This window comes from Candidatus Methanoplasma termitum (assembly GCF_000800805.1).
In the GTDB taxonomy this organism is placed as follows: Archaea; Thermoplasmatota; Thermoplasmata; order Methanomassiliicoccales; family Methanomethylophilaceae; genus Methanoplasma; species Methanoplasma termitum.
On sequence record NZ_CP010070.1, the window covers coordinates 298,732 to 323,598 of the forward strand.

General features: G+C 50.3%; 20 protein-coding genes, 1 tRNA gene and 2 pseudogenes. 14 read left to right on the forward strand and 9 right to left on the reverse strand.

Annotated features, from left to right (window positions below; all coding sequences use genetic code 11):
- Window positions 1–32 precede the first annotated feature (32 nt).
- Window positions 33–1,151 (reverse strand): transglutaminase domain-containing protein, encoded by a 1,119-nt coding sequence (locus Mpt1_RS01385; protein ID WP_048111525.1) that lies wholly within the window; start codon window positions 1,149–1,151, stop codon window positions 33–35.
- A 92-nt stretch (window positions 1,152–1,243) separates the two neighbouring features.
- On the opposite strand from Mpt1_RS01385, the gene Mpt1_RS01390 reads away from it, so the two are divergent.
- A complete protein-coding gene (locus Mpt1_RS01390; RefSeq protein WP_048111526.1) occupies window positions 1,244–3,487 on the forward strand; it encodes a DEAD/DEAH box helicase in 2,244 nt (747 codons plus the stop codon).
- Here Mpt1_RS01390 and thrC read toward each other — a convergent pair.
- The gene (gene thrC, locus Mpt1_RS01395; RefSeq protein ID WP_082007214.1) at window positions 3,481–4,698 is read right to left on the reverse strand and encodes a threonine synthase; all 1,218 of its coding nucleotides are present in this window, start codon (window positions 4,696–4,698) and stop codon (window positions 3,481–3,483) included. The two genes, Mpt1_RS01390 and thrC, sit on opposite strands and share 7 nt — an antisense overlap.
- Before the next feature lies 1 nt (window position 4,699).
- Window positions 4,700–5,632 (reverse strand): homoserine kinase, encoded by a 933-nt coding sequence (locus Mpt1_RS01400; protein ID WP_048111527.1) that lies wholly within the window; start codon window positions 5,630–5,632, stop codon window positions 4,700–4,702.
- Between the two features lie 98 nt (window positions 5,633–5,730).
- Here Mpt1_RS01400 and cgi121 point away from each other — a divergent pair, with 98 nt between their 5' ends.
- The gene (gene cgi121 / locus Mpt1_RS01405) at window positions 5,731–6,192 is read left to right on the forward strand and encodes a KEOPS complex subunit Cgi121 (RefSeq protein WP_048111528.1); all 462 of its coding nucleotides are present in this window, start codon (window positions 5,731–5,733) and stop codon (window positions 6,190–6,192) included.
- Window positions 6,193–6,252: 60 nt separating this feature from the next.
- Here cgi121 and Mpt1_RS01410 read toward each other — a convergent pair whose 3' ends face one another.
- The 5 genes from Mpt1_RS01410 to Mpt1_RS01430 all read right to left on the reverse strand — a co-directional run bounded on the left by Mpt1_RS01410 (window position 6,253) and on the right by Mpt1_RS01430 (window position 11,045).
- Complete coding sequence (locus Mpt1_RS01410; protein WP_048111529.1) at window positions 6,253–6,657, reverse strand: Zn-ribbon domain-containing OB-fold protein; 405 nt, start codon at window positions 6,655–6,657, stop codon at window positions 6,253–6,255.
- Window positions 6,657–7,826 (reverse strand): thiolase domain-containing protein, encoded by a 1,170-nt coding sequence (locus Mpt1_RS01415; RefSeq protein WP_048111530.1) that lies wholly within the window; start codon window positions 7,824–7,826, stop codon window positions 6,657–6,659. Before Mpt1_RS01415 ends, Mpt1_RS01410 begins: the two co-directional genes overlap by 1 nt.
- Complete coding sequence (locus Mpt1_RS01420; protein WP_048111531.1) at window positions 7,827–8,882, reverse strand: hydroxymethylglutaryl-CoA synthase; 1,056 nt, start codon at window positions 8,880–8,882, stop codon at window positions 7,827–7,829.
- On the reverse strand, window positions 8,883–9,575 hold the full coding sequence (locus Mpt1_RS01425) for a helix-turn-helix domain-containing protein (protein ID WP_048111532.1): 693 nt from the start codon (window positions 9,573–9,575) through the stop codon (window positions 8,883–8,885).
- Window positions 9,576–9,644: 69 nt separating this feature from the next.
- Window positions 9,645–11,045, reverse strand: coding sequence for a hypothetical protein (locus Mpt1_RS01430; RefSeq protein ID WP_048111533.1), 1,401 nt, complete (start codon window positions 11,043–11,045; stop codon window positions 9,645–9,647).
- Between the two features lie 88 nt (window positions 11,046–11,133).
- Between Mpt1_RS01430 and Mpt1_RS01435 the strand changes: the two genes are divergently transcribed.
- From Mpt1_RS01435 to cooS, 10 genes are all read left to right on the forward strand, one after another.
- On the forward strand, window positions 11,134–11,502 hold the full coding sequence (locus tag Mpt1_RS01435; RefSeq protein ID WP_048111534.1) for a carboxymuconolactone decarboxylase family protein: 369 nt from the start codon (window positions 11,134–11,136) through the stop codon (window positions 11,500–11,502).
- Between the two features lie 432 nt (window positions 11,503–11,934).
- Entirely contained in the window at window positions 11,935–14,484 is a 2,550-nt protein-coding gene (locus Mpt1_RS01440; RefSeq protein ID WP_238603154.1) for a hypothetical protein, read from the forward strand.
- Window positions 14,485–14,633: 149 nt separating this feature from the next.
- On the forward strand, window positions 14,634–17,270 hold the full coding sequence (acnA, locus tag Mpt1_RS01445; protein ID WP_048111536.1) for an aconitate hydratase AcnA: 2,637 nt from the start codon (window positions 14,634–14,636) through the stop codon (window positions 17,268–17,270).
- Window positions 17,271–17,310: 40 nt separating this feature from the next.
- Window positions 17,311–17,383 (forward strand) — tRNA-Pro (locus Mpt1_RS01450).
- Window positions 17,384–17,435: 52 nt separating this feature from the next.
- A complete protein-coding gene (locus tag Mpt1_RS01455; RefSeq protein WP_048111537.1) occupies window positions 17,436–17,678 on the forward strand; it encodes a type II toxin-antitoxin system Phd/YefM family antitoxin in 243 nt (80 codons plus the stop codon).
- Window positions 17,668–17,985, forward strand: coding sequence for a Txe/YoeB family addiction module toxin (locus tag Mpt1_RS07390; protein WP_048111538.1), 318 nt, complete (start codon window positions 17,668–17,670; stop codon window positions 17,983–17,985). Before Mpt1_RS01455 ends, Mpt1_RS07390 begins: the two co-directional genes overlap by 11 nt.
- Before the next feature lie 155 nt (window positions 17,986–18,140).
- Window positions 18,141–18,995 (forward strand): alpha/beta hydrolase, encoded by an 855-nt coding sequence (locus Mpt1_RS01465; protein ID WP_048111539.1) that lies wholly within the window; start codon window positions 18,141–18,143, stop codon window positions 18,993–18,995.
- Between the two features lie 287 nt (window positions 18,996–19,282).
- Window positions 19,283–19,777: a 4Fe-4S dicluster domain-containing protein gene (locus Mpt1_RS01470; RefSeq protein WP_048111540.1), complete on the forward strand. Its 495-nt coding sequence runs from the start codon at window positions 19,283–19,285 to the stop codon at window positions 19,775–19,777.
- Window positions 19,777–20,628, forward strand: coding sequence for a CoB--CoM heterodisulfide reductase subunit B (hdrB, locus tag Mpt1_RS01475; protein ID WP_048111541.1), 852 nt, complete (start codon window positions 19,777–19,779; stop codon window positions 20,626–20,628). Before Mpt1_RS01470 ends, hdrB begins: the two co-directional genes overlap by 1 nt.
- 29 nt (window positions 20,629–20,657) lie before the next feature.
- On the forward strand, window positions 20,658–22,544 hold the full coding sequence (cooS, locus tag Mpt1_RS01480; protein ID WP_048111542.1) for an anaerobic carbon-monoxide dehydrogenase catalytic subunit: 1,887 nt from the start codon (window positions 20,658–20,660) through the stop codon (window positions 22,542–22,544).
- A 274-nt stretch (window positions 22,545–22,818) separates the two neighbouring features.
- Here the strand turns inward: cooS and Mpt1_RS07880 are convergent.
- Window positions 22,819–23,142: pseudogene (locus Mpt1_RS07880) on the reverse strand (DUF6951 family protein).
- 155 nt (window positions 23,143–23,297) lie between these two features.
- Here Mpt1_RS07880 and Mpt1_RS01485 point away from each other — a divergent pair.
- Window positions 23,298–24,155, forward strand: a complete 858-nt coding sequence (locus tag Mpt1_RS01485) for an alpha/beta hydrolase (protein ID WP_048111543.1) — start codon at window positions 23,298–23,300, stop codon at window positions 24,153–24,155.
- Window positions 24,156–24,234: 79 nt separating this feature from the next.
- Window positions 24,235–24,715, forward strand: a pseudogene (bfr, locus tag Mpt1_RS01490) (bacterioferritin).
- Window positions 24,716–24,867: the final 152 nt, after the last annotated feature.

Sequence of the window (24,867 nt, forward strand, 5' to 3'; positions counted from 1 at the left end):
TTAGTTTGTTCTTGTATATAGAACTTCCTTTTTCACTTGTTTTCTTTTGAGTATACATATAGCGAGACGGCAATAATAATGACTATCACTGCCGCGGCGATCCATCCGAACAGGTCGTAATTCGGTTCGACAGAGGCTTTGTCATAATCGTCAGTGCTTATCACCGGGCTGTTGAACTGGTACGGCTTCAAACCGTCACCGAGGAACACTCCCTGATTGTGTGTGGTAAAGAAGGTATCTCCCCCCTTCAGGAAATATGGATTGTCGCCCTTTCCGTTATCGTTCCATGTAACATCAATGGCATACCATTTATCATTATCCAGTTTAACATAGTTCCACGCATGGTTCGTGTAGCCGGAAACGGCGGATACAGTGGACCCGTACACAATGACGCACTCGATATTTTCCTTCTGGCAAAGAAGCAGGAACGCTTCTGAGTAGCCGTCGCAGACAGCTACGTTCGGCGACACTAAGGCGCCGTAGGCGTCATGAGAGAATACGCCCTCTGTTTTCCCGTCTGCGCCCGGAACATTTACGCCGCCGTACGGATCATAGGTGATGAGGTTCACAAGGTAGTTGTTAATGTCCCATATTTTATCGCGTGTTGTAGTGCTGTCGGTATGGAACTTATCCACCGCTGCCTTCAGATCGTCGATCATCTTCTCCACATCGGTATTCTCTTTACTCTGAGTTCCCGGGGGCGGTGCGGGGTCGATCTTCCATGTCAATGTGGTGACTGTGTATTGATTCCCATTCTGTGTGAGATCGGAGACCGGCAGTCCGTCCGGAATGTCTCTATTTATCGAATTAGCATCCCACCCCCAATACGCCAGCGGCGAGCTCAGCCGCAGAGCTCTAAATACATTATTATGGAGTGTTCTGATCTCATTTAGCATATAATCATGAGCTGCGACGAGATTATCTGAAGTTACAGTCAGTGCAAGCGGGAGGACCACGGTGATGGTCCTGACATCGGGTCTAGCCAAGTTTATGGCGTCATATGCCGCCCTCTCATTGATGTTGAGCTGGTCTTCATACGAGGTGAACTCTACCGCACCATCGGATGGGGCGGCAGTGGCAATCGCTATCGCTGGAACAACAAAAACCGCGAAAACCAGGAAAACCCCCATCAATCTCACTGATCCCTTCATATCAGTCTATTTACTCCATGATGCCTGCATATTTAAACTGAGTGTATTGACAACGAATGAATAAATAAACCATTCTCGTTAAAGAACCGTCCATGAAGTTCACAGAGTTGGATATCGACGAAAAAGTCGGAAAGATCCTGGTCAGGAATGGTTTTGTAGATCTTTATCCGCCGCAGGCAGATGCCCTGCCGGCAGCTCTCTCGGGAAGGAACCTCATAGCCGCAATGCCTACGGCCAGCGGAAAGTCGATAATAGGTTTCATACCGGCAGTGAACACAGTGATGAGGAAAGGAGGAAAGGTGCTTTACATCGTCCCCCTGAAAGCTCTGGCATCCGAGAAAAAGGAAGAACTGGACAAATTCTCGGAGCTGGGGATAAAAGTGATGATGAGCACAGGGGATCTGGATTCGGACGACGGAAGGCTTGCCGATGCGGACATAATCGTTGCGACCTCTGAGAAAGCCGATTCGATGATGCGGCACGGAAGCAAGTGGATGGACGAAGTGAGATTGGTCATCGCGGACGAGATACATCTGATACACGATCCGGGCAGGGGACCGACGCTGGAGGTCATCCTGACGAAGATGCTGCGTAAGAACAAAGGTATGCAGATAATCGCCCTGTCGGCCACGATCTCGAATGCTGAAGACCTTGCACGATGGTTAGATGCAGAACTCGTCACAAGCGATTGGCGTCCGATCGCACTCAGGGAAGGCGTTTATTTCAATGGAGAGATAACCTTCGATGACAATTCTTCCGTGGAAGTGCCTCAATCAAAAGATAACATCTGGGACATGATGGAGCAGACCGTCAGGGGCGGCGGACAATGTATGGTATTCGTGAACACAAGAAGATCGTCCGAATCCCTTGCCGTGAAATATTCCGACAAGATGAAAGCGTTCGCAGGGAACGACCTTTCCGATAAAGAGAGGGATATTTTGGAGGGGGACACCGAGGCGACCTCAGTCGGGAAGAAGTTGTCCGCCTGCGTCAAATGCGGCATGGCCTTTCACAATGCGGGATTAACGTACAAACAAAGGAAATTCGTCGAAGATAACTTCCGCAACGGTTCGATCAAGTGTATCGTTGCGACACCGACGCTTGCGGCGGGGATCAATCTGCCTGCCAGAAGAGTGATCGTCAGGGACACATACAGATTTGAGTCGAATGCCGGAAATGTTCCGATCTCAGTTATGGAAGTGAAACAAATGTGCGGAAGGGCCGGGAGGCCGGGTTACGACCCGTATGGTGAAGCCGTGCTCGTAAGCAAGAGCTACAGCGACTATGAGCACCTGATGGAAGACTACATAATGCACGATACTGAAAGGCTGACATCCAAACTCGGGAACGAAACGACCCTGAGAAGCCACATATTGGGTCTTATAGCAACAGGCGACGCCGACACAGAGGACGGTATAGTCGGTTTCATGGAGGATACTTTCTTTGGTAATACATCTCAAATGTACGGGATCGAAAGTGTGGTCGAGAACGTGGTCGATTTTCTTGAGAAAGAAGAGATGGTCAAGAGGGAAGGAGGGTTGCTCCGCATACTTCCGTTCGGAAAAAGGATATCCGACCTGTATATCGATCCCAAATCTGCCGTCATATTAAGGAATGCTGTAAGAAGAATGAAGGATAACACCGAGGATCTGGTGATCCTGCACGCAGCGGCGACAACTCCGGACGTGCTCGGCCTGTATCCTAAGAAAGGGGACCAGGACAGGCTGGCCAGACTCGAAGCGGAATATAATTTCCTGATTGAACCGGAAGACGATGATGACGAGTTCATGTATGAGGAGTTCATGAGCAACCTCAAGGTCGCCGCTCTGCTGGAGGACTGGATAAACGAGGTCTCCGAAGAGGATATCACGCTTTCGATGGGCATCGGGCCGGGAGATATCAGGTCCAGAGTGGATATGGTAGATTGGCTTCTTTATTCGATGAACGAGGTCGCGTATATCTTCAGACCGGAAGCAACAAAGCTGATCAGGCCGCTGCTTACCCGCGTCCGCTACGGCGTAAAGGAAGAGTTGATCCCCCTTGTGTCATTCAGAGGGGTGGGAAGAGCAAGGGCAAGGGTGCTTTTCGAGAACGGGATACGCTCGAGATCCGACGTTATCTCGTACGACATTGACCGATTGTCCAAATTGCCTAAGATCGGCCCCGCGTTGGCAAAGAGTATGAAAGCTCAGGCGGGAGGCACAATGAACAAGATCGAACCGCCCCCGACGAGCGAAGAGGAAGAGTATTTGCTGGACAAGATGGCGGAAGAATACTCCGGCGGGAAGACGGATCAGTCGGATGCCCAAAAGCAATCGAAGCTGTTCGATTATTGATTGAGGATCCTCTCAACGTCTTTCACAGAGTTCTTGCACGGTATCACCGGCGGAGAGTTATCCATTATGGTATCCGGGTCCTTCAATCCGTTCCCTGTGCATATACAGACCACTTTTTCATTCTTGTCGATTATTCCCATTGACAAGAGTTTCTTCAGGCCTGCGATGGATGCCGCCGATGCCGGTTCGACGCATACTCCTTCCTTCTTTCCGAGAAGCTGCTGTGCGCTGATGATCTCTTTATCGGTCACCGTAGTCGAGAATCCTTTGGTATCATATATCGCATGGAGCGCCTTCCTTCCGCTTACGGGATTTCCGATGCGTATGGCGGTGGCTATCGTCTCCGGATGCTCCTCGGCAATGAAATCCTTCTTCCCTGCGGCGAACGCTTTTGCGACCGGTGCGGATCCTTCCGCTTGTATACCGGTGAGCTTCGGAACTTTGGAGATCCATCCGACCTCCTTCAGCTCCTGTATCGCTTTGTATACGGCCCAGATATTTGCCGCATTCCCTACCGGAAGTATTATTCTGTCCGGAACATTGTATCGGAGTTGGTCCATTATCTCGAAAAGTACGGATTTTTGACCTTCGGGTCTGTATGGGTTGATCGAGTTCAGAAGGTATATCTTCCTCTCTTCCGCCATCTTCAGTGCGAGGTCCAACGCATCGTCGAAGTTGCCGTCGATGGAGAGTACCTTTGCTCCGTAGAACAGTGCCTGTGCGAGCTTTCCCGCGGCGACCTTCCCCGAAGGAAGGAATACTGCGCATTTCATGTCAGCTTTGGCCGCATATGCCGCCAACGATGCTGAAGTGTTGCCGGTGGAAGCGCAACCGACGACCTTGGCTCCCAATTCCTTTGCATGGGACACGCCGATCGTCATGCCCCTATCCTTAAAGGAGCCGGTCGGGTTCAGTCCCTCGAATTTAACATATGCCTGAGAAACTCCTAGTTCCTTTGACAATCTGTCTGTCTTATACAGCGGCGTTCCGCCTTCTTGGATCGAGACCTTATTCGAAGGGTCCACAGGCATGAAGGGAGCATACCTCCACACTCCGATGTTCTCCTTCCTAAGATCCTCCGGTCTCATTTCTTTTACCGGTCTAAGATCCATCTTTACCGTCAGAAGACCGCCGCACTTCGGGCAGTTGTTCACATACGGATCATCAACAACCGAACTGCAGTCCCAGCATACTACCTTGTGATCTGCCATTTTAAACCCTCTTGCAGCCGGCACCGGGCGTTGTGATCCAAGTGTCGCATTTGATCCTGTTGTTTGTATATACTGCTTTGACGCTTTCGGCGATCCTGTCGCCGATGTCGTGTTTCAGGTCGTAAAAGGACATGATGCACGGCCCCGACCCTCCCAGGAATGAGACCAGTGCACCGTTTGACATCGCTTCTTTCTCGGCCTCTTTGAGGAATGGGACGAGTTTTGTCCTCGCCGGTTCGAACACAGCGTCCTTTACGGATCTGCCGATGATCTTGAGATCGCCCGTCATCATGCCGTATACCAGCGTGGATGCATTGCCTACATGGAAGACCAGATCTTTGATCGAGACCTCTCTCGGAAGTACTTTCCTGGCATCGCACGTCGCCACCATTATATCTGGGAGGGCCACGACCATGCCCAAGTCTTTCGGAGGTTCTATCCTGATGACCTCAAAGGGTTCGTATGACCTTATCACGGTGAACCCTCCGAGGATGCACGGGGAAACGTTATCGGCATGGAACCCCCCGGAGGTAACATCCTCGGCATGCGCAGCGCAGAGTATCACTTCGGTGGTGCTGAGTTTCTCTCCGCAAAGTATGTTCGCAAGAAAAGCTCCCCCTGCAGCGCTGGCACCGGAAGAGCCCATACCGCTGCATGGTCTGATCCCCTTAGTTATTTTCAATTCAATGCCAAAATCCGCATTGCATCTTTTTAAGACCTGCTCAGCGGCGATACTGACGGAATTGATCTTAGGATCAAGGGGTATGTTCTCAGATCCCGGACCGGAGACGCTGACTATCCTGAAGCCGGAATCTATCTTTCTTCCCTCAATAATATCGAACGGGTTGCTTAATGCGAGCCCGAATGTGTCGAATCCCGGACCGATGTTTGACGTGGTGGCCGGTGCAGCGATTTTTACCCAATTACCTGACATACTATGCGTTCCCACTGCCTGTACAACCGTCCATAAGATAAATGTTTGTCAGACAATTTTTCAGTTAGAATTAAAGGAGATGATGAGATTACGGAGCAATGAACGTCCAGGTCATCGGCATCAAAGGGGAACTCGGGTTTGATGATATCATAAAACACTTCACCCGGCTTGGGGGAGATGTTATCCTTTTCGACCATGACGTGGTGTGTGGCAGGGACCATATTCTTTCCGCAGTTATGCATGCTGAAAGGGCCATGATCGAAGGTACCAATAGATCGAAGACACTGCTGACCGAGACCATACTTTATGCGGCCGGTGACAGGCAGATCGGCCGTGCCATTGAAAAAATGAGGCCAAAGGACGGAAATAAAGGAATGGTCGCGGTTCTTTTCGACATAGACGATCCGAAGCTGGATATGATCGGCATGAAGAGATGCGATGAGATCATGGAGTCTTCTTACAGCAAGGCAGAGAAATTGGGTGCGGATATGTTCGGCGGCATATCAAGCGAAGACGCTGCGTTGGAACATGTCGCGATGGCAGATCTTTTAAAACAGTGAAAATTGGAGCTGTAACATTGGAAAAGAGGGCCCGCCGAAGCGGGTAAGAGTTTTATCGGATCAAATGGCAGGTACGAACTTGAAACCGTAACGTATGATGCCCGCCACCCCGTCTTCTTCGAGTTTTCTGAGTACGGCGCGCACAGGCATGCCGATCGCGATCTTATCCAGCTCAACGTCCACCAGTTGTCCGGAGACAAGGACGCCGTCCTTGGTCCTGACCATCGCAACGGCGTATGGCTTTGACCCGCTGTTGCAGCTGGGCGCATCATAGATGACAGAGAAGCTGAACACTTCCCCTTCTCTCTGGACCTTGTACTTCTGCATCTTTCCCAGACCTTCTCTGCGGCATTTGGGACAGAAGTCGCGCCTTGGGAAGAACACTGTGTTGCAGTTCCCGCATTTCGTCCCTTCAAGATTGTACTTGCCCGGGAATTCCCTCCATGCTCTCGCTACCGATGACATCAGACCGCCTCCAATATGCTCACGGTGACGGCCGAACCGGTCCCGCCAACGCTTTGCGCCAGACCGTATCTTGCGTTTGCAACTTGTCTTTTGTCGGCTTTTCCTCTGAGCTGTGTTGCGATCTCGACGATCTGTGCCACACCCGCCGCGCCGATGGGGTAGCCTCTGGCTTTGAGGCCTCCGGATGTGTTGACAGCAAGCTTACCTGCTCCGACCTTTGTCTGGCCGCTGAGGAATACTTTCCCCGCTTCTCCTTTTTTGCAGAACCCAAGATCCTGAAGCGCCATTATGCCTGCGACGCTGAAGTCATCGTGTATCTCTGCGACCGATATGTCTGCAGGTGTGATCCCCGCCATCTCGTATGCTCTCTTAGATGCTGCAACGGTCGCTCCGAATCTGGTAATATCCGGCCGCTGGGACAATGCAAGTGTGTCGCTTCCCTGTGCAAACGCTGACACTTTTACGTAACTGTCGGTGTGTTTCTTTGCCTCTTTCAGAGGGCACAACACAACAGCTGCCGCGCCGTCCGAGATAGGTGCGCAGTCGAACATTCCCAGCGGATCGGCAACAGGACCCGATCTCAGAACGGTCTCCAGCGGGACCTCTTTCCTGAACTGTGCACCCTCGTTTAGTGCTCCGTGAAAATGGCTGTTCACCGCTACCGATGCGATCTCTTCACGGGTCGCAGTGCCTTCATAGATCATCCTTCTTGCGATCATTGCGTAAAGGGATACTAAAGTGAGCCCCATCCCCGCTTCCCACTCCGAATCAGCGGTCTCATCCATCGCTGTGTTGATGGAGACATCGTCCTGATCGGTCATCTTCTCCGCACCTCCCACAAGAACTGTGTTGTGCAATCCGGACGCGACCGCCATTACTGCCTGTCCGAATGCGACCCCGCCGGATGCCCCGCCCGCCTCCACCCTCACTGCGGAAATGTGGTTTGTTGCCATTCCGGAATAATCGGCGATCAATGCATCGATATGCTTTTGGTTGATGAAACGACCCGCGCTCATGTTCCCGATGTAGAGGCCGTCAATCTCTCTTCCGGAGAGGTTGGCATCTGCGATCGCTTTCATTCCTGCTTCTATGCCGATGCTTCTGAATGAGTTCTCCCAAAGATCTCCGAACTTTGTTGCTCCGACACCGATTATTGCTACATCTCTCATTTAACCACCCGGCATTATGATCATTTTTTTGAATTTAACGTACATGCCGTAGTCTATGTAGACGGGGTTCTCGATCATTTTTTCTACGGTCGGTGCGTTCTTTTTTTGATATTTTTTTATTTCATCAGTGACGGTCAGGTCGAAAGAATCGCTTCCCGCACCTGAACCGTATGATGTGACGAATATCCTGTCATCGGGTTCTGCTTTGTCCAGAACGGCCGAGAGGCCTATGGGCACCGCACCGCTGTACGTGTTGCCAATGACCGGGGTCAGCAGGCCCGTCTTTATCTGAGCGTCCTCGAAACCGAGCATTCCGGCGACCCTCGTTGGGAATTTTCCGTTCGGTTGGTGGAATACCGCATATTTGTAATCCTTCGGTTCTGTCCCCATTTCTTTGAGCATCATTTTCGCTGCGGATGTCACATGTTTGAAATATGCGGGGTCACCGGTGAATCTCCCGCCGTGAAGGGGGTACGGCTGACCTTCCCTTCTCCAGAAATCGGGCGTGTCGGTTGTGAAACTGAGGGTCTTGTTGATCTTGGCGATGATGTTCTTACTTCCTATCAGGAAGGCAGCTCCTCCCGCGGAAGCGGAATATTCCAGCACATCGCCCGGTGCTCCCTGCGATGTGTCGGCACCTATGGCTACGCCGTACTTTATCATGCCCGATGCAACCAGTCCCATGCAGGCCTGTATGCCTGCCGTTCCGGCCTTGCATGCGAATTCGAGGTCCGCCGCCGTCATCACTGGGGTCGCCTCAATCGCCTCCGCAACGATGGTGGCTGTGGGCTTTACGGCATATGGGTGGGACTCGGAACCTACATATAATGCGCCGATATCGTGCGGATCCACACCGGGGGCCCGAGCCATCATGTATCTGGCTGCTTCGGCCGATATCGTCACCACATCCTCGTCCACTCCCGGTACGGACTTCTGAGTGACCATCAGTCCCTTACCCATTCCTTTTCCGTCCACCCCCCAGATCCTTCCTATCTCTTCAGGTTTTATCCTGTAGCGGGGGATGTACGCACCGTAGCTTACTATTCCTATGTCCATTCATTTCCCTTCTTTCAGTTCGTTCATTTTTTTCACAAGATCCTCGACGCTGAGTTTCGTTGTGACCAGCGGGATCCCCTCCAGTTGTGCTAATTTGATAGCAAGGGGGTCGGTCTTCTCGGGGTTTTGGTAGACCACCATCGCCGGCGTCAGGGGGTGCGCCCTTATTGCGATCATCGGCGAGCGTCCGAAACGTACATTTGTGAAAACAAGAGCCCTTTCTATGCTCCATCCGTATATCTTCAGATAATCTTCGGAGCCGAGACTGAGAATGGTCTTGACCGAATCCACTATTGTGTATCCGTATAACCTCTTCGCCTGCAATTTATCTGTGTTAAGATTCTTTCCCCCGATAGCATCGATGAACCTCTGCTCATCGATCCCTTCGGAGAATTCATCCATTGCGATGATGCATTCGAGCTTCATGTTGGGCAGATAACGCGAAGCGATCGGAGAACCGTTCTCCGCATCCAGTTTGATGAAAGAGTCCACCATCTTTTTTATTACGTTAACGCCGGGAGATTTCCTTCTCCCCGATTCGTAATCACTTATAACAGAATGCGACACGCCCATCTCGTCCGCAAGCTGGTGCTGGGACAATTTGAATTCTTCCCTCCACTTGCGGATAGTTTTTCCCGGGTCGGACGACAGGGTAATCTCCCCTGCGATCTTCTCCTTGAACTCGTCTGCCATTGTTAGACGATTGATTGGTATTATTTAATCATGTCGAATATCTATAACGTCAATTGACGAACAAGACCGTTAACTCAGTTCTTTTTTCATAGCATCCGCGACCGACTTCAGAACCATGACCCTGGCGTACTTCTTGTCATTAGATCCGACGACCGTCCAGGGAGCATGTTTTGTGTTTGTGGATTCAATCATGATATTGACATGTTCGTTGTATGCGTCCCACTTTGAGCGGTTGCGCCAATCCTCGTCCGTTATCTTCCATGCCTTCAGCGGATCGTCCGCCCGTTTTTCAAACCTCGACAGCTGCTCTTCGGGAGTTATATCCAGCCAGAACTTCAACAGGATGATGCCGCTGTCCTTCATCATCTTCTCAAAGGCGTTGATCTCGAATGGGGATCTTCTGTACTCTTCTTCCGTGCAGAGTCCCTCTATATGTTCCACCATCATCCTCCCGTACCATGTCCGGTCATAGACCGTTATATGGCCTTTCTCGGGAATGCCTTTCAGGAACCTCCACAGATAGGTATGCTTGAGCTCCTCTTCGGTAGGGGCTTTGGTCTGATATACGTCATAACCTCTCGGGTTTAACGCATGACACAGATGTTTAATGCACGATCCTTTGCCTGCCGCATCCCATCCTTCAAAACACACAACAAGCGAGCGGTCGCTGAGGGACAGTTCCATCTGCAACTCTCCGATCTCATCGGAAAGGTCATTGATCATCTCGTCATACGGCATGTTGTATCTCTTGTTCAGGTCAAGACAATTGCGCGGATTCTCAAATGTGCGCTCTATCTCAGGCATAGCAAGCGGCGGGGGTTCGGAGTCCAGCCTTTTGTTTACTGTCTTAATTATGACCTCCGCCGTTTCAATGACGGTCTTACCGATATCGCCAATCTTTATCAGATTCCACGGGGCGTACTCTGTGTCGGTTCTTTCGTAGACGTGGTCCAGCACGCTCCCTTTGAACTTTTGAGGGTCGATATTATCCAAAGAGAGGAATGACCTTCTCGGCATCTTGGGGCCGTATTGCGATCCATATTCCTTCAATATCGAAACGTTCGACTTTAGGATGATCTTGATCAGAAGGATACCGTTCAAGGTCAGATATCTTTCAAGGTCGTTGCTCACTTTGAGCATATTATCGAGACCTTTCCAGTCATCGCCGTCGCCGTATCTCTCTATCGCAGCAGAGTACCAAGATCTGTCGAAGAGGCCGAGCTGGCCTTTGGCAGGAGTATGCTGAACGAAGTCCAGTATCTCTGCGGGGCTGCCGATGGTCGTTGGATCGAAGTGGCGGTACAGCACGCCTCTCGGTTCAAGGCATCTTATCAACTCGCTGTTCACCCGTCCGTTCACTCTTCCGCTGCTTCCTTCGAAGACCACCAGGACAGGCAGCCCCTTTTCAAGCATCCTCTGCTGCATTTGGTTGAGGTCGTTCAAGAGACTGTCCGGTATGAGCGCTTGCATGTGGGGTCATCGTCAAATAAAATATTAAACAGATACCAAAGCTTGTAACAGCGACATTCTATTAACTCAAAAAGCGATTGGGGTGTTCATGTCTTGCAAAGATCCCGAAGAACATTATTGTGCGATGTGCGATGAAATGGGCGGATACTCGCCGAGGACGCTTAAGAGCATAAAAGAACTGAACCCCGATTTCATGGAAACGCTTCACGCAATGGACAAGTTCATGACGGAGGACAGAGCGCTCGACAAGAAGACGAAGAGGCTGATGGCGCTTGCATGCATTGCGGTGAGGATGTGCGAGGACTGCGTATATGCGCAGGCGAAGGTCGCCAAGAACTACGGGGCGACCAAAGAGGAGATACTGGAGGCTATCCAGGTAGCGGTGCTTACCGGCGGGGTCCCATGCTGGTCCATCGCGAAGGATGGCATCACAAGGCTTTTCAAAGAATGGGACTGAACAGCCCACTTTAACATTATAAAAGACCGGCAGTTTCCGCCGGTCAAATTGATATATCTGATTTTTATGGTTCTCTGAGAATCTATGCGGAACAGTTACGACTCCGTATGAAAAAATACTGATGCATCCTGCCGACAGAAGCCCGAAGAACATGTTCGGAACATCCTAAAGCGGGAGATATGACGGATCTATGTCAGATCATTAAAAAGACTCTTATTTATGACGCTTGCACACGATCGTATCGTTAAATTTGGTATCAATTAACCACCGCCGGTACGTGCGCCGTGCACGAATACCTGAGTGTCAATTGTTGTGAATATGATGTATTAATATAGAAGTTTTAAGATATGCCGTAAAGTCAATTAAAGAGTGGGGGCTTATAAATTGAAAATCAATAAAAAAAATACAGTACTCAAATACGGATTTTTGGCAGTGGCGTTGATACTGATGATAGCAGTATCAGTGTTTTTATCGGGTTCTTCAGACAGGTCTTCGGCAGCAGCGACAACACCGGATTATACTATAGATCTGACTTCTCCAGCATCGGGCACAGGATGGACATACTCAGGCACCATCATCGCCTTCGACACGAATGCGAACGGTCACACATATCAGATAGAACAGACAACTGTGGGAACTCTGAGCAGAACAATGGTTTTTAACTCCGGCGTCAGCACAGCAGTGATCTTCGCCGGGATCAATATCGCCGGCGAGATCAATCTGAACGGTGCCGAACTGGCTCTTTGGATATCGGCAGGCAGCACAAACACGATAAACGGTAACATCCTTGTGCCATTAGGCTCATCGATACTGATCGACAGTACAAATCCCGGGTCATCCGACGGCTCATTGACCGTTACCTCTGCGAACAGTTATGCTGCGGGCATCGGATCATCGAACTGCAGTACCGGCAACTCGACCATTAAAGGCGGCACGATCACTGCTACGGGCGGATTTTACGGCGCAGGTATAGGCGGCGGTGGTCTCACCACAGGCGGTGCATCCGATGGAGGCACCATTGCGATCGTCGGCGGCACAGTGAATGCTACAGGCGGCCGTTACGGCGCAGGTATAGGCGGCGGAGGCGGCAACGGAAACGGTCAGAGCGGCGGCAACGGAGGAGTCATAACGATCGGAGGCACTGCCGTTGTGAATGCATACGGTACCGGCGGTGCCGGAATAGGCGGCGGAGGCGGATACTTCACAAAGAACGGCACACCCGGCGTTATTACGATCAACGGCGGTACCGTGACTGCGACAGGCGCCAACGGCGCAGGGATCGGGAGCTCGGCACCATTGAACGGTAATGTCAACAACGGCGGTACAATAACGATCAACGGCGGTACCGTGACTGCGACCGGCAGCACGGGATGCGCAGGGATCGGAGGAACACTATACGGCGACATTGACGCAATAATCATTACGGGCGGCAATATAATCGCAACAAGCACTTCAGGCGGGGACGGCATAGGTTCGGGCGGATACGGAACTTCGACAAATGTTACAATATCCAGCGCGGCAAAAATACTGGCCTTCAGCAGACCGGCTTACAACGATTATTACAATGCGGTCCCGATAAGAGGCGCAGGCACCGGAAGCACCGGATACTATGTGAATGCAATAATGGAATACGGAAGAGAATTCTCGGGTCCGGTCGAAGTATATGCGGACGGAGGACTGACGCCGATATTAACGATCGACATTCCTGCGGGCTGTTACGGATTCGCATTCCAACTTCCAAGCGATGCAGCTGTTTCAAAGACATACAAACTTGTTGCGGTCGAGTCCGGAACAAAGAAGAACCTCGTGAGACTCGCAGACGAAAGTCCGGAAATATACTCTGTAAAATCAAATACAGGGTATGATGCTCATGACGGATGGAACGGAGCACTTCCCTTGAAGTTCGAAGGGTACATACTGACACTTGAAATAGTCGGGAACGGAACCGTTAATGTTACCGGCAACAGTCCGAAATACGGTCCGATAAACGAGACAGCACATGAAGGTACCAACATAATCTCATTTGCTGTCGATGTCACAGAGCTTAAGTTAACACCGACAAATGGATCCGATGTTTTCTATCAGTTCTACAACTCAGGAATGGCGCACCCCGTCACATACAATCCTTCGCCTACATATGACGTTTCCGGAGGCAACCAGAATATCTATGCCTACTTCATTGACCCCGCTGAAAGCACGACTTTGGATCTGGAAGTAGTAGGTCCTGCGGTATCACAAGGGAAGATAACGGTCATTGTAAAAGGTGATCCGTATTCTGCCTTTACCGTGGACAAAGGTACAGCATACTCAGGTAACTTCTATAGGGGCGATAATGTAACTTTGTCGATCTCCGGAACGGCCACTGACTTCCTGTACTGGATTGCATCCCCGGAGCCTGCGGGGTTCTTCCTTGGAAGCGGAGCGGGTCAGACCATCTGGATGATGGAAGACTATGACCTGAAGGCGGTATTTGAAACAGCCGGCCCGCTTATAACAGATCCACATTACATCACGGCAATATCGGATGGCAAGACGATCCTCGCACCGGGCGGGGTGTCCGCAGTGCAGAATGGAGGTGAAAGAACATTCATCTTCATAGCAAAAAGCGGATATTATATCTCATCCGTAACGGTCGACGGAACGCCTCTTACCCAGGAGCAGATCAACCTAGGAACATATACTTTCGTAAATGTGGTGAAGGATCATACAATCGAAGTGAAGAGCGCACAGGAAGCCGGGGGCGGAAGTAAAGACACAAACAATGACACAAACAATGACACAAATAAAGATGCTGATGATGACACAGATAAGATCACCGACCAAGATAATGGTGTAACTGCCGATACGAACGATGGTAATGTCGCTGCGACCGGCGGCAGCGGCATCTTGTGGTGGCTGCTCGTATTAATAATTCTGCTTATCATCGCAGGCACACTGATATGGCTCTATCTGCGCAGGAAAAAACAACATGATGTCACTTAAAAGGAGATTAAATCTCCTTTAAACCTTTTATTTCCATTTCCTTCACTAAAAAATGCGACTTTCATCGTATTGTGAGAATGTCCGCTTATAGCTTTCGCTGGTCAAATTGATATATCTAATTTTTATTAGCAAAGAGCAGTGAAAAGATAATGACGGACATCGGAAGCTGCACAAAGAAGCTCAGGACGGAACAAGGCGAGGTCACCATATACAGTTTGAAAGAACTGGAAAAGAAAGGCGTGATAAAGGAACTCGGAAAGATGCCGTACTCGATCAGGGTGATAGTCGAATCGATGCTTAGGAACAGGGATGGCGAGGTAATCACCGACGAGGATGTCAAAGCGATAGCGTCCTGGGATCCAAAAAGTAATGTCGAGCACGATATTCCGTGGATGCCTGCCCGAGTGTTGCTGCAGGATCTCACAGGCGGCGCGGCAGTTACCGACCTCGCCTCCATGAGGGAAGCCGTCTCCGTCATGGGGAAGGATCCAGAGTCCATCAACCCTCTTGTTCCGGTGGACCTTGTTATCGACCACTCCATACAGACAGACTTTGCAGGCTGTGCCGACGCTCAGGATAAGAACGAAGAACTGGAGTTCAGGAGGAACAGCGAAAGATACGCTCTGTTCAAATGGGCGCAGAAGGCGTTCAGGAACTTCAGGGCGGTCCCTCCCGGGAACGGTATATGTCACCAAGTGAACTTGGAATATCTGTCCCCGCTGGTACATGTGAAAGAAGAAAAAGGGATCCTGACCGCATACCCAGACTCTTGTTTCGGAACAGATTCACACACCACACAGATCAACGGTCTGGGAGTGGTCGGCTGGGGGGTCGGCGGCATCGAGGCCGAAGCGGTCATGGTCGGACAGCCCAGCTATATGGACATTCCCCAAGTGATCGGATTCAGGCTTACAGGTAAGCTCTCTCCGGGAGTGAATGCGACAGATCTTGTTCTTACCGTTGTGCAGATGCTAAGGAAGAAGAATGTCGTCGGGAAGTTCGTGGAATTCTTCGGCCCGGGATATCAGAACCTTTGTCTTGCAGACCGTTCAACAATTGCTAACATGGCACCAGAATACGGAGCGACGATGGGATATTGCCCGATAGATGAAAAAACAATAGAATACATGAAGCTCACAGGAAGAGACCCCAAGCATATCGATGCGGTCGAAAAATATGCGAAAGAACAGGGCCTTTGGTACAACGTAGAACCGGAATACACAGACACTCTGGAACTGGATCTTTCAACTGTCAGGCCGTGCCTCGCAGGATACAAGAGGCCTCAGGACCGCATTGACCTTGGCAATATGAAGAAAGAGTTCTCGGAAGCCCTCAAAGCGTTCAAGATCGAGAAGCAGAGGATGCCTTCGGGAGATAAAATGGGCGACGGCTCTTTGGTGATCGCATCAATAACATCATGCACGAACACTGCCAATCCATCTGTGATGATCGCCGCGGGACTCGTTGCAAAGAAGGCGAACGAGCTCGGTCTGAGACCAAAGGAATTCGTTAAGACATCCCTTGCCCCCGGTTCCAAAGTTGTAACAGAATATCTGGAGAGATCCGGTCTGCAGGAGCATTTGGATGCGCTTGGATTCCAGAACTGCGGATACGGATGCATGACCTGCATAGGCAACAGCGGGCCGCTCTCCGATGAGGTATCAAAGGAGATAATATCAAAGGACCTTGTCACGGCGGCAATTGCCTCGAGCAACAGGAACTTCGAAGGAAGGATACACCCGCTCGTAAAAGCAAATTATCTTGCATCCCCCCCGTTAGTTGTGGCATTCGCCATCGCAGGCCGCGTAGATATCGATCTCGAAAAAGAACCTCTCGCCGAAATAAAAGGAAAGAAGGTCTATCTCAAGGACATCTGGCCGGCTGACGAAGAGATCCAAAGGATCAACGACAAATACGTAACGACGAAAGCGTTCACTTCACAATACAAGGATATATTCAAAGGATCGAAGAGATGGGACAGGATCGAGAGCAAGGATTCGCCGTTATTCAAATGGAAAGAGGACTCCACTTATATCAGGAATCCTCCGTTCTTTGACGAATTGTTCGACGATCCGGAGATAAAGAGCATCAAAGGAGCAAGATGCCTCGCCATGCTCGGCGATTCCATCACCACCGACCATATCTCGCCCGCCGGCTCATTCGATGCGGGATCGGATGCGGGAAGATACCTGATATCACTGGGGGTCGAAGAAGAGGACTTCAACTCGTACGGATCGAGAAGGGCGAACCATGAAGTGATGGTAAGGGGAACGTTCGCAAACATAAGATTGAAGAACCAGCTCACGCCCGGCGTCGAGGGAAGCTCGTCCAGATATTTCCCCGAGAAGAAGGACGATACTATCTTCGAAGTGTCGCGGCTGTACTACGACGATATGACGCCGCTGATTGTTCTTGCGGGAAAAGAATACGGAACGGGAAGCTCAAGGGACTGGGCGGCAAAGGGTCCGAACCTTCTTGGAATAAGAGCTGTGATCGCCGAATCATTCGAAAGGATCCACCGGTCGAACCTCGTCGGAATGGGGATAGTCCCGCTGCAGTACCTCGAAGGCCAGAATGCCGGCACATTGAAACTGAACGGCTCGGAGATATTCGATATCGATCTCGAAGATCTCGAACCCAAAGGCACCGTAAGAGTGACGGCATACAGGGACGGCAAGAAACTGGTGTTCGATACCATTTGCAGAGTGGACGTACCGATCGAAGCGGAGTACATCGCGAACGGCGGGATACTTCAGTATGTTCTGAGGAATATGATCTCTTCCTAACACAACATTTAATAGAATGATGGAAATCATCCATCGAAAAGGGCCCGTGGGGTAGCTTGGTATCCTTGTAGCTTCGGGAGCTATTGACTCCGGTTCAAATCCGGGCGGGCCCACTCACTGTACGATAAAACGTACGCTTATATATCTCTGAGCATATGTGTTACTATGACCACGATAAATGCAACCGAAGCAAGAGCAGATTTTTACAACTTAATCGAGAGTGCTCTGTCCGAACCTGTCAGAATAACATCTAAAAGAGGCACGGTTGTAATGGTATCGGAGGAAGAGTGGGAAAGCATTGTTGAGACCCTTTATCTGATGGGAGTCCCGGGGCTTCTGGAGGACATTGAAAGAAACAATAAGATGCCGGATTCTGAGTGGACAAGGTGGAACGGCAGTGGCCTATGATGTCCGGCTGGCACCTCCGGCGATTGAAGACTTATGTGAGCTTGAGAGAAGCGGGTATGGTCGGAAGGCAAGGGAGTTGCTGACAGTTCTAGAAGAGGAACCATTAAGAAACCCTCCAAAATATAAAAAATTAAGTGGTGACATGAAGGGAAAGTTCTCTCGAAGAATAAATGCAGAACACAGACTTGTCTATGAGGTTCTTCCTTCAAAAGATGAAAAGTATGAAGGGGAAGTCAGAGTACACAGAATGCGTACACACTATAAAGGAATAATTCCCGCCATCTTTTTCGGGTCTCTGATATTCTGAGAATTCGAAACTGAAAATAGAGTGTCTTTTGAACCAAGCGAATGAAACCGTTACAAACTGTAATGGTTTGAAAGTGTGGTACCGCACGGCAAATGACGATTTAGACATGTCATTATGGAAGTGGCATTTATCTATCTGAAGGAAATACTTGCAGCATGGACAAAGCGCAAGCCGCACAGATGATGATCAAGGCACGAGAGGGATATTCAAAGTACAAACTCGAAACCAAGGCCAATGTACGGTTTGTGGATACATCCTACGGCAAGATCCGAGTGTTGGAATACGGATTCGACTCAGACGCCGTTAAGCCGCTTTATGTGGACATTCACGGAGGAGGATACTGTATCGGTTCCCCCGAGATGGATGAGGCGATGAACCTTTTCATCAGAAGCAGGGCAGATGTGAAGATCATCAGCATCGATTGGCCGAAAGCTCCGGAAAACCCGTATCCGATAGGGCAGGAAGCAACTTATCAGGTGATCAAGCACTATTCGGACAACGCCAAGAAATACAAGATCAACAAAGATAACATCGGCACAGGGGGTTACAGTTCAGGAGGGAATTTCGCTACTGTCATTCCCATCAAAGCCAGAGAAAGAGGGGACTTCAGGATAAAGTACCAGATGCTCTGCGTCCCCGGAGTGGACATATCGGGAAACCCTTACGGTAAACCCGGAAGCGCAAAGGTACTCAGCGGCGAGTTCCTGGAGGCAATATATCTCTGTTATCTGCCGGAACCGAAGTATGGCAAAGAACCGTATGCTTCACCGAGGATCGCGCCGAAAGAAATGCTGATAGGACAGCCTCCGGCACTTTTGATAGCAGCGGGTCTGGACCCTCTCTACCCACAGTATATCGACTATGCCGCAAGGCTCAAAGATGCGGGTGTCGAAGTGGAGATACATGATTTCAAGAATGCCGACCACGACTTCTTTTTCGGACAGACCGAGGACAGTATGAAAGCACGCGAGGCCATAGCCAACTTTATAAAGAAACATTCGCAGGCATGATCGGTCAGCAGACAATCGACCGGGTTCAGATCCGGCAGGCTTACTCAAACCTATATTGACAACCGTCAACCGTTTTCCGGAATTTTTACATCGTCCGAAATGTTGTCACGGTCGCCCCTTTCGGAGTCATCACAGGAAAAGCTAAAGATCATATGGGGCGCAATCGGTTTTTTTGAAGAACACAGAGTGTTCTGCAAATTCCGGCGCAAATTTTGTTCATAGCATCGTAGTATCTTTTAGATACTGTTATATAGCTACTATCCATATTGTATTGTTAAGTGTTGTTTATGAAAAAAATTGTATCGGAATTCACAGAGGAACTAGCAGCCAATGGCGGATCTAGCGTCACGTCGTGCTTCCAGTGCGGAACGTGTACACTTAAATGTCCGTCTGCAAAGATGATGACCCCGTTACGACCCGGAAATATCATGAGAGCATCTCAGCTCGGACTGAAAGACGAAGCGATATGCGATGCTCTGTGGCAGTGCACCACGTGTTACACATGCGTGGAGTGGTGCCCGTGTAACGTTCAGGTAGTCGATGTCATCACTGCGCTGAGGAACATGGTGGTTGCCAATGGGGACATGTACGAAAATCACAAAAAAGTTGCTCAGAGCCTGATAAAGAACGGCCATACTGTCGAGAACAACGATAAGATCAGGGCGCTCAGGAAGAATCTCGGGCTCCCGGAGAACCCGGAGACGGTGATGGACGACAAGGCGGCGAAAGCAGACTTCGACAAAGTGATCAAATTAACAAAATTCGCTAAGTTGGTGGACTGATGAAAAAATATGCGTTTTTCCTAGGATGCATCGCACCTCTCAGATACCCCGGCATCGAGAAGTCGACTCGAGAGGTGTTCAAGGCGCTCGGGGTCGAACTGGTGGATATGAAGGGCGCGAACTGCTGCCCTGCCCCAGGCGTGATAAAATCGTTCAGCAGGGCAACGTGGCTGGCCGCGGCCGCAAGGAACCTCGCACTCGCCGAGAAAGAAGGATTGGATATAATCACCGTGTGCAACGGCTGCTACGGTTCATTATTCGACGCCGCACACGAGCTGCACGAGGACAAAGATATGTTGGATGAAGTGAACAAGATCCTCGCTGAAATAGGATTGAAATACAGCGGCGAAACAAAAGTGAGACATTTCGCCGAAGTTCTGTACAAGGATGTCGGCATCGAGAAGATCAAAAAAGCGGTGAAAAAGCCGGCCGACTACAACGTGGCGGCGTTCTACGGATGCCACTTCCTGAAACCGAGTAAATTGAAACAACTAGATGATTCGGAGAACCCCGTCATCCTGGACGAGCTTATCGAGGCGGTAGGCGCTAAAAGCGTGCTCAGAAAACAGAAGGCCAAACCCATATGCTGCGGTGCCGGAGGAGGTCTCAGATCGCAGTTCGGTGACACGGCATTGAAGTTCACCAGAACGAACTTGGAGATAATGAAGAACGGCGGTGCCGAAATGATAGTCGACGTGTGCCCCTTCTGTCACCTGCAATTCGATTCGGGCCAGAAAGACAGCGGATACTCATTCCCTGTGCTCCATCTGTCGCAGCTATACGGCTTGGCAATGGGGATGAATGCAAAGAACCTCGGCTTGGATGCGCACATCACGCCGGTCAAACTTTAAGAGTAATACAAAAAAAGAGATGATATACAATGACAAAATGGTCTAATCAAAAAATATGCAAGAGTGCGGACAAGCCACTTGAGAACTTTATTGTGAATCTGCCACAGAACACCGCCTTCCACCGCGTAGATACCCAGAACATGAAATGTGAGTTCGGTCTGCGCGGCATCTGCTGCAAACTTTGCGCGAACGGCCCCTGCCGCATAACTCAGGACGCTCCGAAAGGAGTATGCGGTGCGACCGCCGATGTGATCGCGGCTCGAAATTTCCTGCGTGCTATAGCAGCAGGTTCCGGATGTTACATACACATCGTCGAGAACGCGGCCCTGAATCTCAGAAGCATCGCTCTTGCCAAAGGCGAGCTGAGAGGTAAAAAGGCACTGAACAGCCTTTGTGTCAAGTTCGGCATAAAAGGTAAGAACGATCATGAAAAAGCCCTCAAAGTAGCGGATGCGGTCCTTAACGACCTCTATAAACCCGACTATGAAAAAATGGTGCTGACGGAAAAGATGGCGTACGCACCGCGCGTTAAACGCTGGAAAGAGATCGGCATAATGCCCGGAGGGGCCAAGGCCGAGGTGTTCTCTGGCGTCGTGAAAACATCGACGAACCTGAACTCCGATCCCGTACACATGCTGTTCCATACACTCAGACTCGGCATTTCGACAGGTCTATACGGTCTCACACTGACCAACCTGCTGAATGATGTTGTGATAGGCGAGCCCGAGCTCCGCATGGCGCCGGTGGGTCTCAATGTGATCGACCCGGATTACATCAACATAATGATCACCGGGCACCAGCACTCGAGGTTCTCATACATACAGGACCGCCTGATCCAGGATGACGTTGTAAAAAAGGCCAAGGCCGCCGGGGCGAAAGGCTTCAAGATCGTCGGCTGCACCTGCGTAGGTCAGGATATGCAGCTCCGCGGTGCGCATTGCACAAAGATATTCAACGGACACGCAGGCAACAACTTCACCAGCGAGCCGATCCTGGCCACAGGTGCCATAGATGCCGTCATATCGGAATTCAACTGCACCCTTCCGGGCATCGAACCGATCTGCGATGAGCTCAAGATAAAACAGATATGTGTGGACGCAGTGGCAAAGAAAGCAAATGCCGAACTGAAAGAATTCACATATGAGACACGCGAGAAAGCCGTCAATGAGATCATTGACGAGGTCATAGCCGCTTACAAGGCAAGGCGCAAGGTCGTGCCGATGAAACTGCTCCCGGACCACGGGAACAAGAATTCTCTGACCGGGGTCAGCGAGGTATCGTTGAAGGCCTTCCTGGGTGACTCGTGGAAGCCGTTGATCGATCTGATCGCAGCGGGAAAGATAAAAGGACTGGCCGGAGTTGTCGGCTGCTCCAACCTTCAGTGCGGCGGCCATGACGTGTTGACGGTCGAACTGACCAAACAACTGATCGCAAAGGACATATTGGTCCTGACCGCGGGATGTTCGTCCGGCGGTATCGAGAACTGCGGCCTGATGATGCCGGAAGCGGCGGAATTGGCCGGACCGAATCTTAAAGCGGTATGTAAGCAGCTCGGAATACCTCCTGTGCTGAACTTCGGCCCGTGTCTCGCCATCGGACGTTTGGAGATAGTTGCCACAGAGGTAGCCGAAGCACTCGGTGTGGACCTTCCGCAGCTTCCGCTCGTGTTGTCCGCGGCGCAGTGGCTCGAGGAGCAGGCACTGGCAGACGGTGCGTTCGGTCTAGCGCTCGGTCTCCCTCTGCACCTGGGGATCCCGCCGTTCGTCACCGGCAGTGATCTGATCGTAAAGGTACTCACCGAAGACATGAAGACCCTGACGGGAGGATATGTGTTCATCAACGATGACGCCGTCGAAACGGCTGACATGTTCGAGAAGATAATCCTACAAAAACGCAAAGATCTGGGTCTGCCGTAAATCGGCGGACAAAAGAAGAAGCTTCCGTATCCCCCTATGATAGGGAAGCTTCTTCCGGTCTGACGGGCGGCAGATAATCCCCGATCTGCCGCTCGTTCGGCCGAAAACAAAACATCTTCCCCATTCGGGGTTTTCTTTGAAACGAATAGAATTCAGAAGTTTTGTGTGCCGACTCAAAGATCGTCTTTCTGTTGAATGACACTTATGCGGTCCATCATAACGTGGTGTTTTTCTGGCGGCATATTCGATGCCGCCAGTATTTTTTGAAACTGTTTCAAACGAAACGGAACTCTACATTCCTCTTCAGGGCCAGCCCGCCGCAGGGTTCGCACACTTTTACGAGTGCCACCGGGATCGGGCAGGCAGCATGCTCGAGGTACTTTGCGCAATCCACGAACAGCGGATTCTCTGTGATCGGCTTTGCGATCGCATCGAACACCGTCGTCTCTTTTTGCTATAAGGCCGCGGCAAGCTCCATCACATGCGGGCAGTCGCTTTTTATATTGAACACGACGGTCATCATGTCCTCCGACTCTGCTTCGATCGTTGTTTTCAGGCTGCATACGCCCGGGTTTACTTCCATCTTGACTTTAACCATTTTTTCACTTTATCCAGTTCAAGGAGTCATCCCTATCGAACATATATATCAAAGAGACAAACTAAGATAAATGTTGTGGAAGGGTATTCGGAAATATAGATTCATTCCAAACTCAATAAAGTGGCATTTATCTATCAGAATGAGATACTATTTGTATGGACAAGGAGCAGGCAGCACAGTTAATGAAGAAGATGAGAGACGAGTTCAACAAGTCCCGATTTGTAAGCACTGTTGCCAAGGAACGGTATGTGGACACGTCATACGGTAAGATCAGGGTGTTGGAATACGGTTTCGACTCTGATAAAGTAAAGCCGCTGTATGTGGACATACACGGTGGAGGATACTGTGTCGGATTCCCCGAGATGGATGAAGAGATCAACCTTTTCATCAAAAGTAAGGTCGATGTAAAGATAATAAGCATCGATTGGCCGAAAGCTCCGGAAAACCCATATCCGATAGGGCTGGAAGCGACTTATCAGGTCGTCAAACACTATGCCGACAATGCCAAGAAATATAAGATAGACAAAGAGAACATCGGCACGGGAGGTTACAGCTCAGGAGGGAATTTCGCTACCGTCATACCCATAAAAGCCAGAGAAAGAGGGGACTTTAAAATAAAGTATCATATGATATGCGTTCCCGGAGTGGACATATCGGGGGATCCGTATGATAAACCGGGAAGCGACAAGATCCTTACCGGTCAAACCCTTGAGGCAATATATCTTTGTTATCTGCCGGAACCGAAGTACGGCAAAGAGCCGTATGCGTCCCCGAGGATAGCACCGAAGGAGATGTTGAGGGGACAGCCGCCGATGTTATTGATAGCGGCAGGTCGGGATCCGCTCTATCCTCAGTATATAGACTATGCTGCTAAACTCAAAGAGGCGGGCGTCGATGTGGAGGTATTCGACTCCAAAAATTCAGATCACGACTTCTTCTACAACCATAACGAGGAAAGCGCAAAGGCAAAGGAAGTCCTTGTGAAATTCTTAAAGAAGCACACAAAGGCATGATCCACTCTTTCAGATGTAGGATTTAAGGGCGCAAAGGATACGTCGAGCCGTTGTTAAGTGAAAGGTTATAAAAACTGAAATACGGCTACAAGAAGGAGCCCCCAAACTAATAGAAGCTTTGAATTCATTGCTCGCAGACGAGCTGACCGCAATAAACCAGTACATTGTGCATGGGGAAATGTGTGAGGATTGGGTGGGGTTACGGAAAGCTGCATAAAGACTTTGAAAAACGCGCAATAGAAGAAATGAAACACGCCGAGAAGCTGATAGGAAGGTTCCTCTTCTTATAAGGCACTCCGGTCGTGACCAATCTGAACAAGACCTCGATCGGACACGATGTTCCCAGCCAAGTGGAGAACGATCGTTTGTTGGAGCAAGGTGCCATCAAGGCCTATAGCAAGGCTATTGTGCTTGCGGGCGAAGTTATGGACTACGCCACGCGCGACATTCTCGTCTGCATTCTGAACGACGAGGACCGCCACATGGACGAGATCGAGGAATTGCAGAATCAGATAGAACAGATGACCCTGCCGATCTTCCTGACGACAAAAGTCAGTTGATCCTTCCGTAAAGTATGCCGGCCGTTGCCGAAAGCATATCCGGGAGCGGACGGCGCGGCAATAATGCGCACGATTCATGGGAAAAGGCCCGGGGGTCCGACACGACACTGTATGTTGCAGAAGTGGAAGAGCGTAAGGTCTGTTAATGCAGC

Coding starts and splice junctions, on each gene's coding strand:
- cooS (WP_048111542.1), top strand. CDS start 20,658: ATGACAAAATGGTCTAATCAAAAAATATGCAAGAGTGCGGACAAGCCA.
- Mpt1_RS01455 (WP_048111537.1), top strand. CDS start 17,436: ATGACCACGATAAATGCAACCGAAGCAAGAGCAGATTTTTACAACTTA.
- Mpt1_RS01400 (WP_048111527.1), bottom strand. CDS start 5,632: ATGTCAGGTAATTGGGTAAAAATCGCTGCACCGGCCACCACGTCAAAC.
- Mpt1_RS01415 (WP_048111530.1), bottom strand. CDS start 7,826: ATGAGAGATGTAGCAATAATCGGTGTCGGAGCAACAAAGTTCGGAGAT.
- hdrB (WP_048111541.1), top strand. CDS start 19,777: ATGAAAAAATATGCGTTTTTCCTAGGATGCATCGCACCTCTCAGATAC.
- Mpt1_RS01430 (WP_048111533.1), bottom strand. CDS start 11,045: ATGCAAGCGCTCATACCGGACAGTCTCTTGAACGACCTCAACCAAATG.
- Mpt1_RS01425 (WP_048111532.1), bottom strand. CDS start 9,575: ATGGCAGACGAGTTCAAGGAGAAGATCGCAGGGGAGATTACCCTGTCG.
- Mpt1_RS01420 (WP_048111531.1), bottom strand. CDS start 8,882: ATGGACATAGGAATAGTAAGCTACGGTGCGTACATCCCCCGCTACAGG.
- Mpt1_RS01465 (WP_048111539.1), top strand. CDS start 18,141: ATGGACAAAGCGCAAGCCGCACAGATGATGATCAAGGCACGAGAGGGA.
- Mpt1_RS01410 (WP_048111529.1), bottom strand. CDS start 6,657: ATGTCATCGGTAGCGAGAGCATGGAGGGAATTCCCGGGCAAGTACAAT.
- Mpt1_RS01385 (WP_048111525.1), bottom strand. CDS start 1,151: ATGAAGGGATCAGTGAGATTGATGGGGGTTTTCCTGGTTTTCGCGGTT.
- thrC (WP_082007214.1), bottom strand. CDS start 4,698: ATGGCAGATCACAAGGTAGTATGCTGGGACTGCAGTTCGGTTGTTGAT.
- Mpt1_RS01390 (WP_048111526.1), top strand. CDS start 1,244: ATGAAGTTCACAGAGTTGGATATCGACGAAAAAGTCGGAAAGATCCTG.
- Mpt1_RS01435 (WP_048111534.1), top strand. CDS start 11,134: ATGTCTTGCAAAGATCCCGAAGAACATTATTGTGCGATGTGCGATGAA.
- Mpt1_RS01485 (WP_048111543.1), top strand. CDS start 23,298: ATGGACAAGGAGCAGGCAGCACAGTTAATGAAGAAGATGAGAGACGAG.
- cgi121 (WP_048111528.1), top strand. CDS start 5,731: ATGAACGTCCAGGTCATCGGCATCAAAGGGGAACTCGGGTTTGATGAT.
- acnA (WP_048111536.1), top strand. CDS start 14,634: ATGACGGACATCGGAAGCTGCACAAAGAAGCTCAGGACGGAACAAGGC.
- Mpt1_RS01470 (WP_048111540.1), top strand. CDS start 19,283: ATGAAAAAAATTGTATCGGAATTCACAGAGGAACTAGCAGCCAATGGC.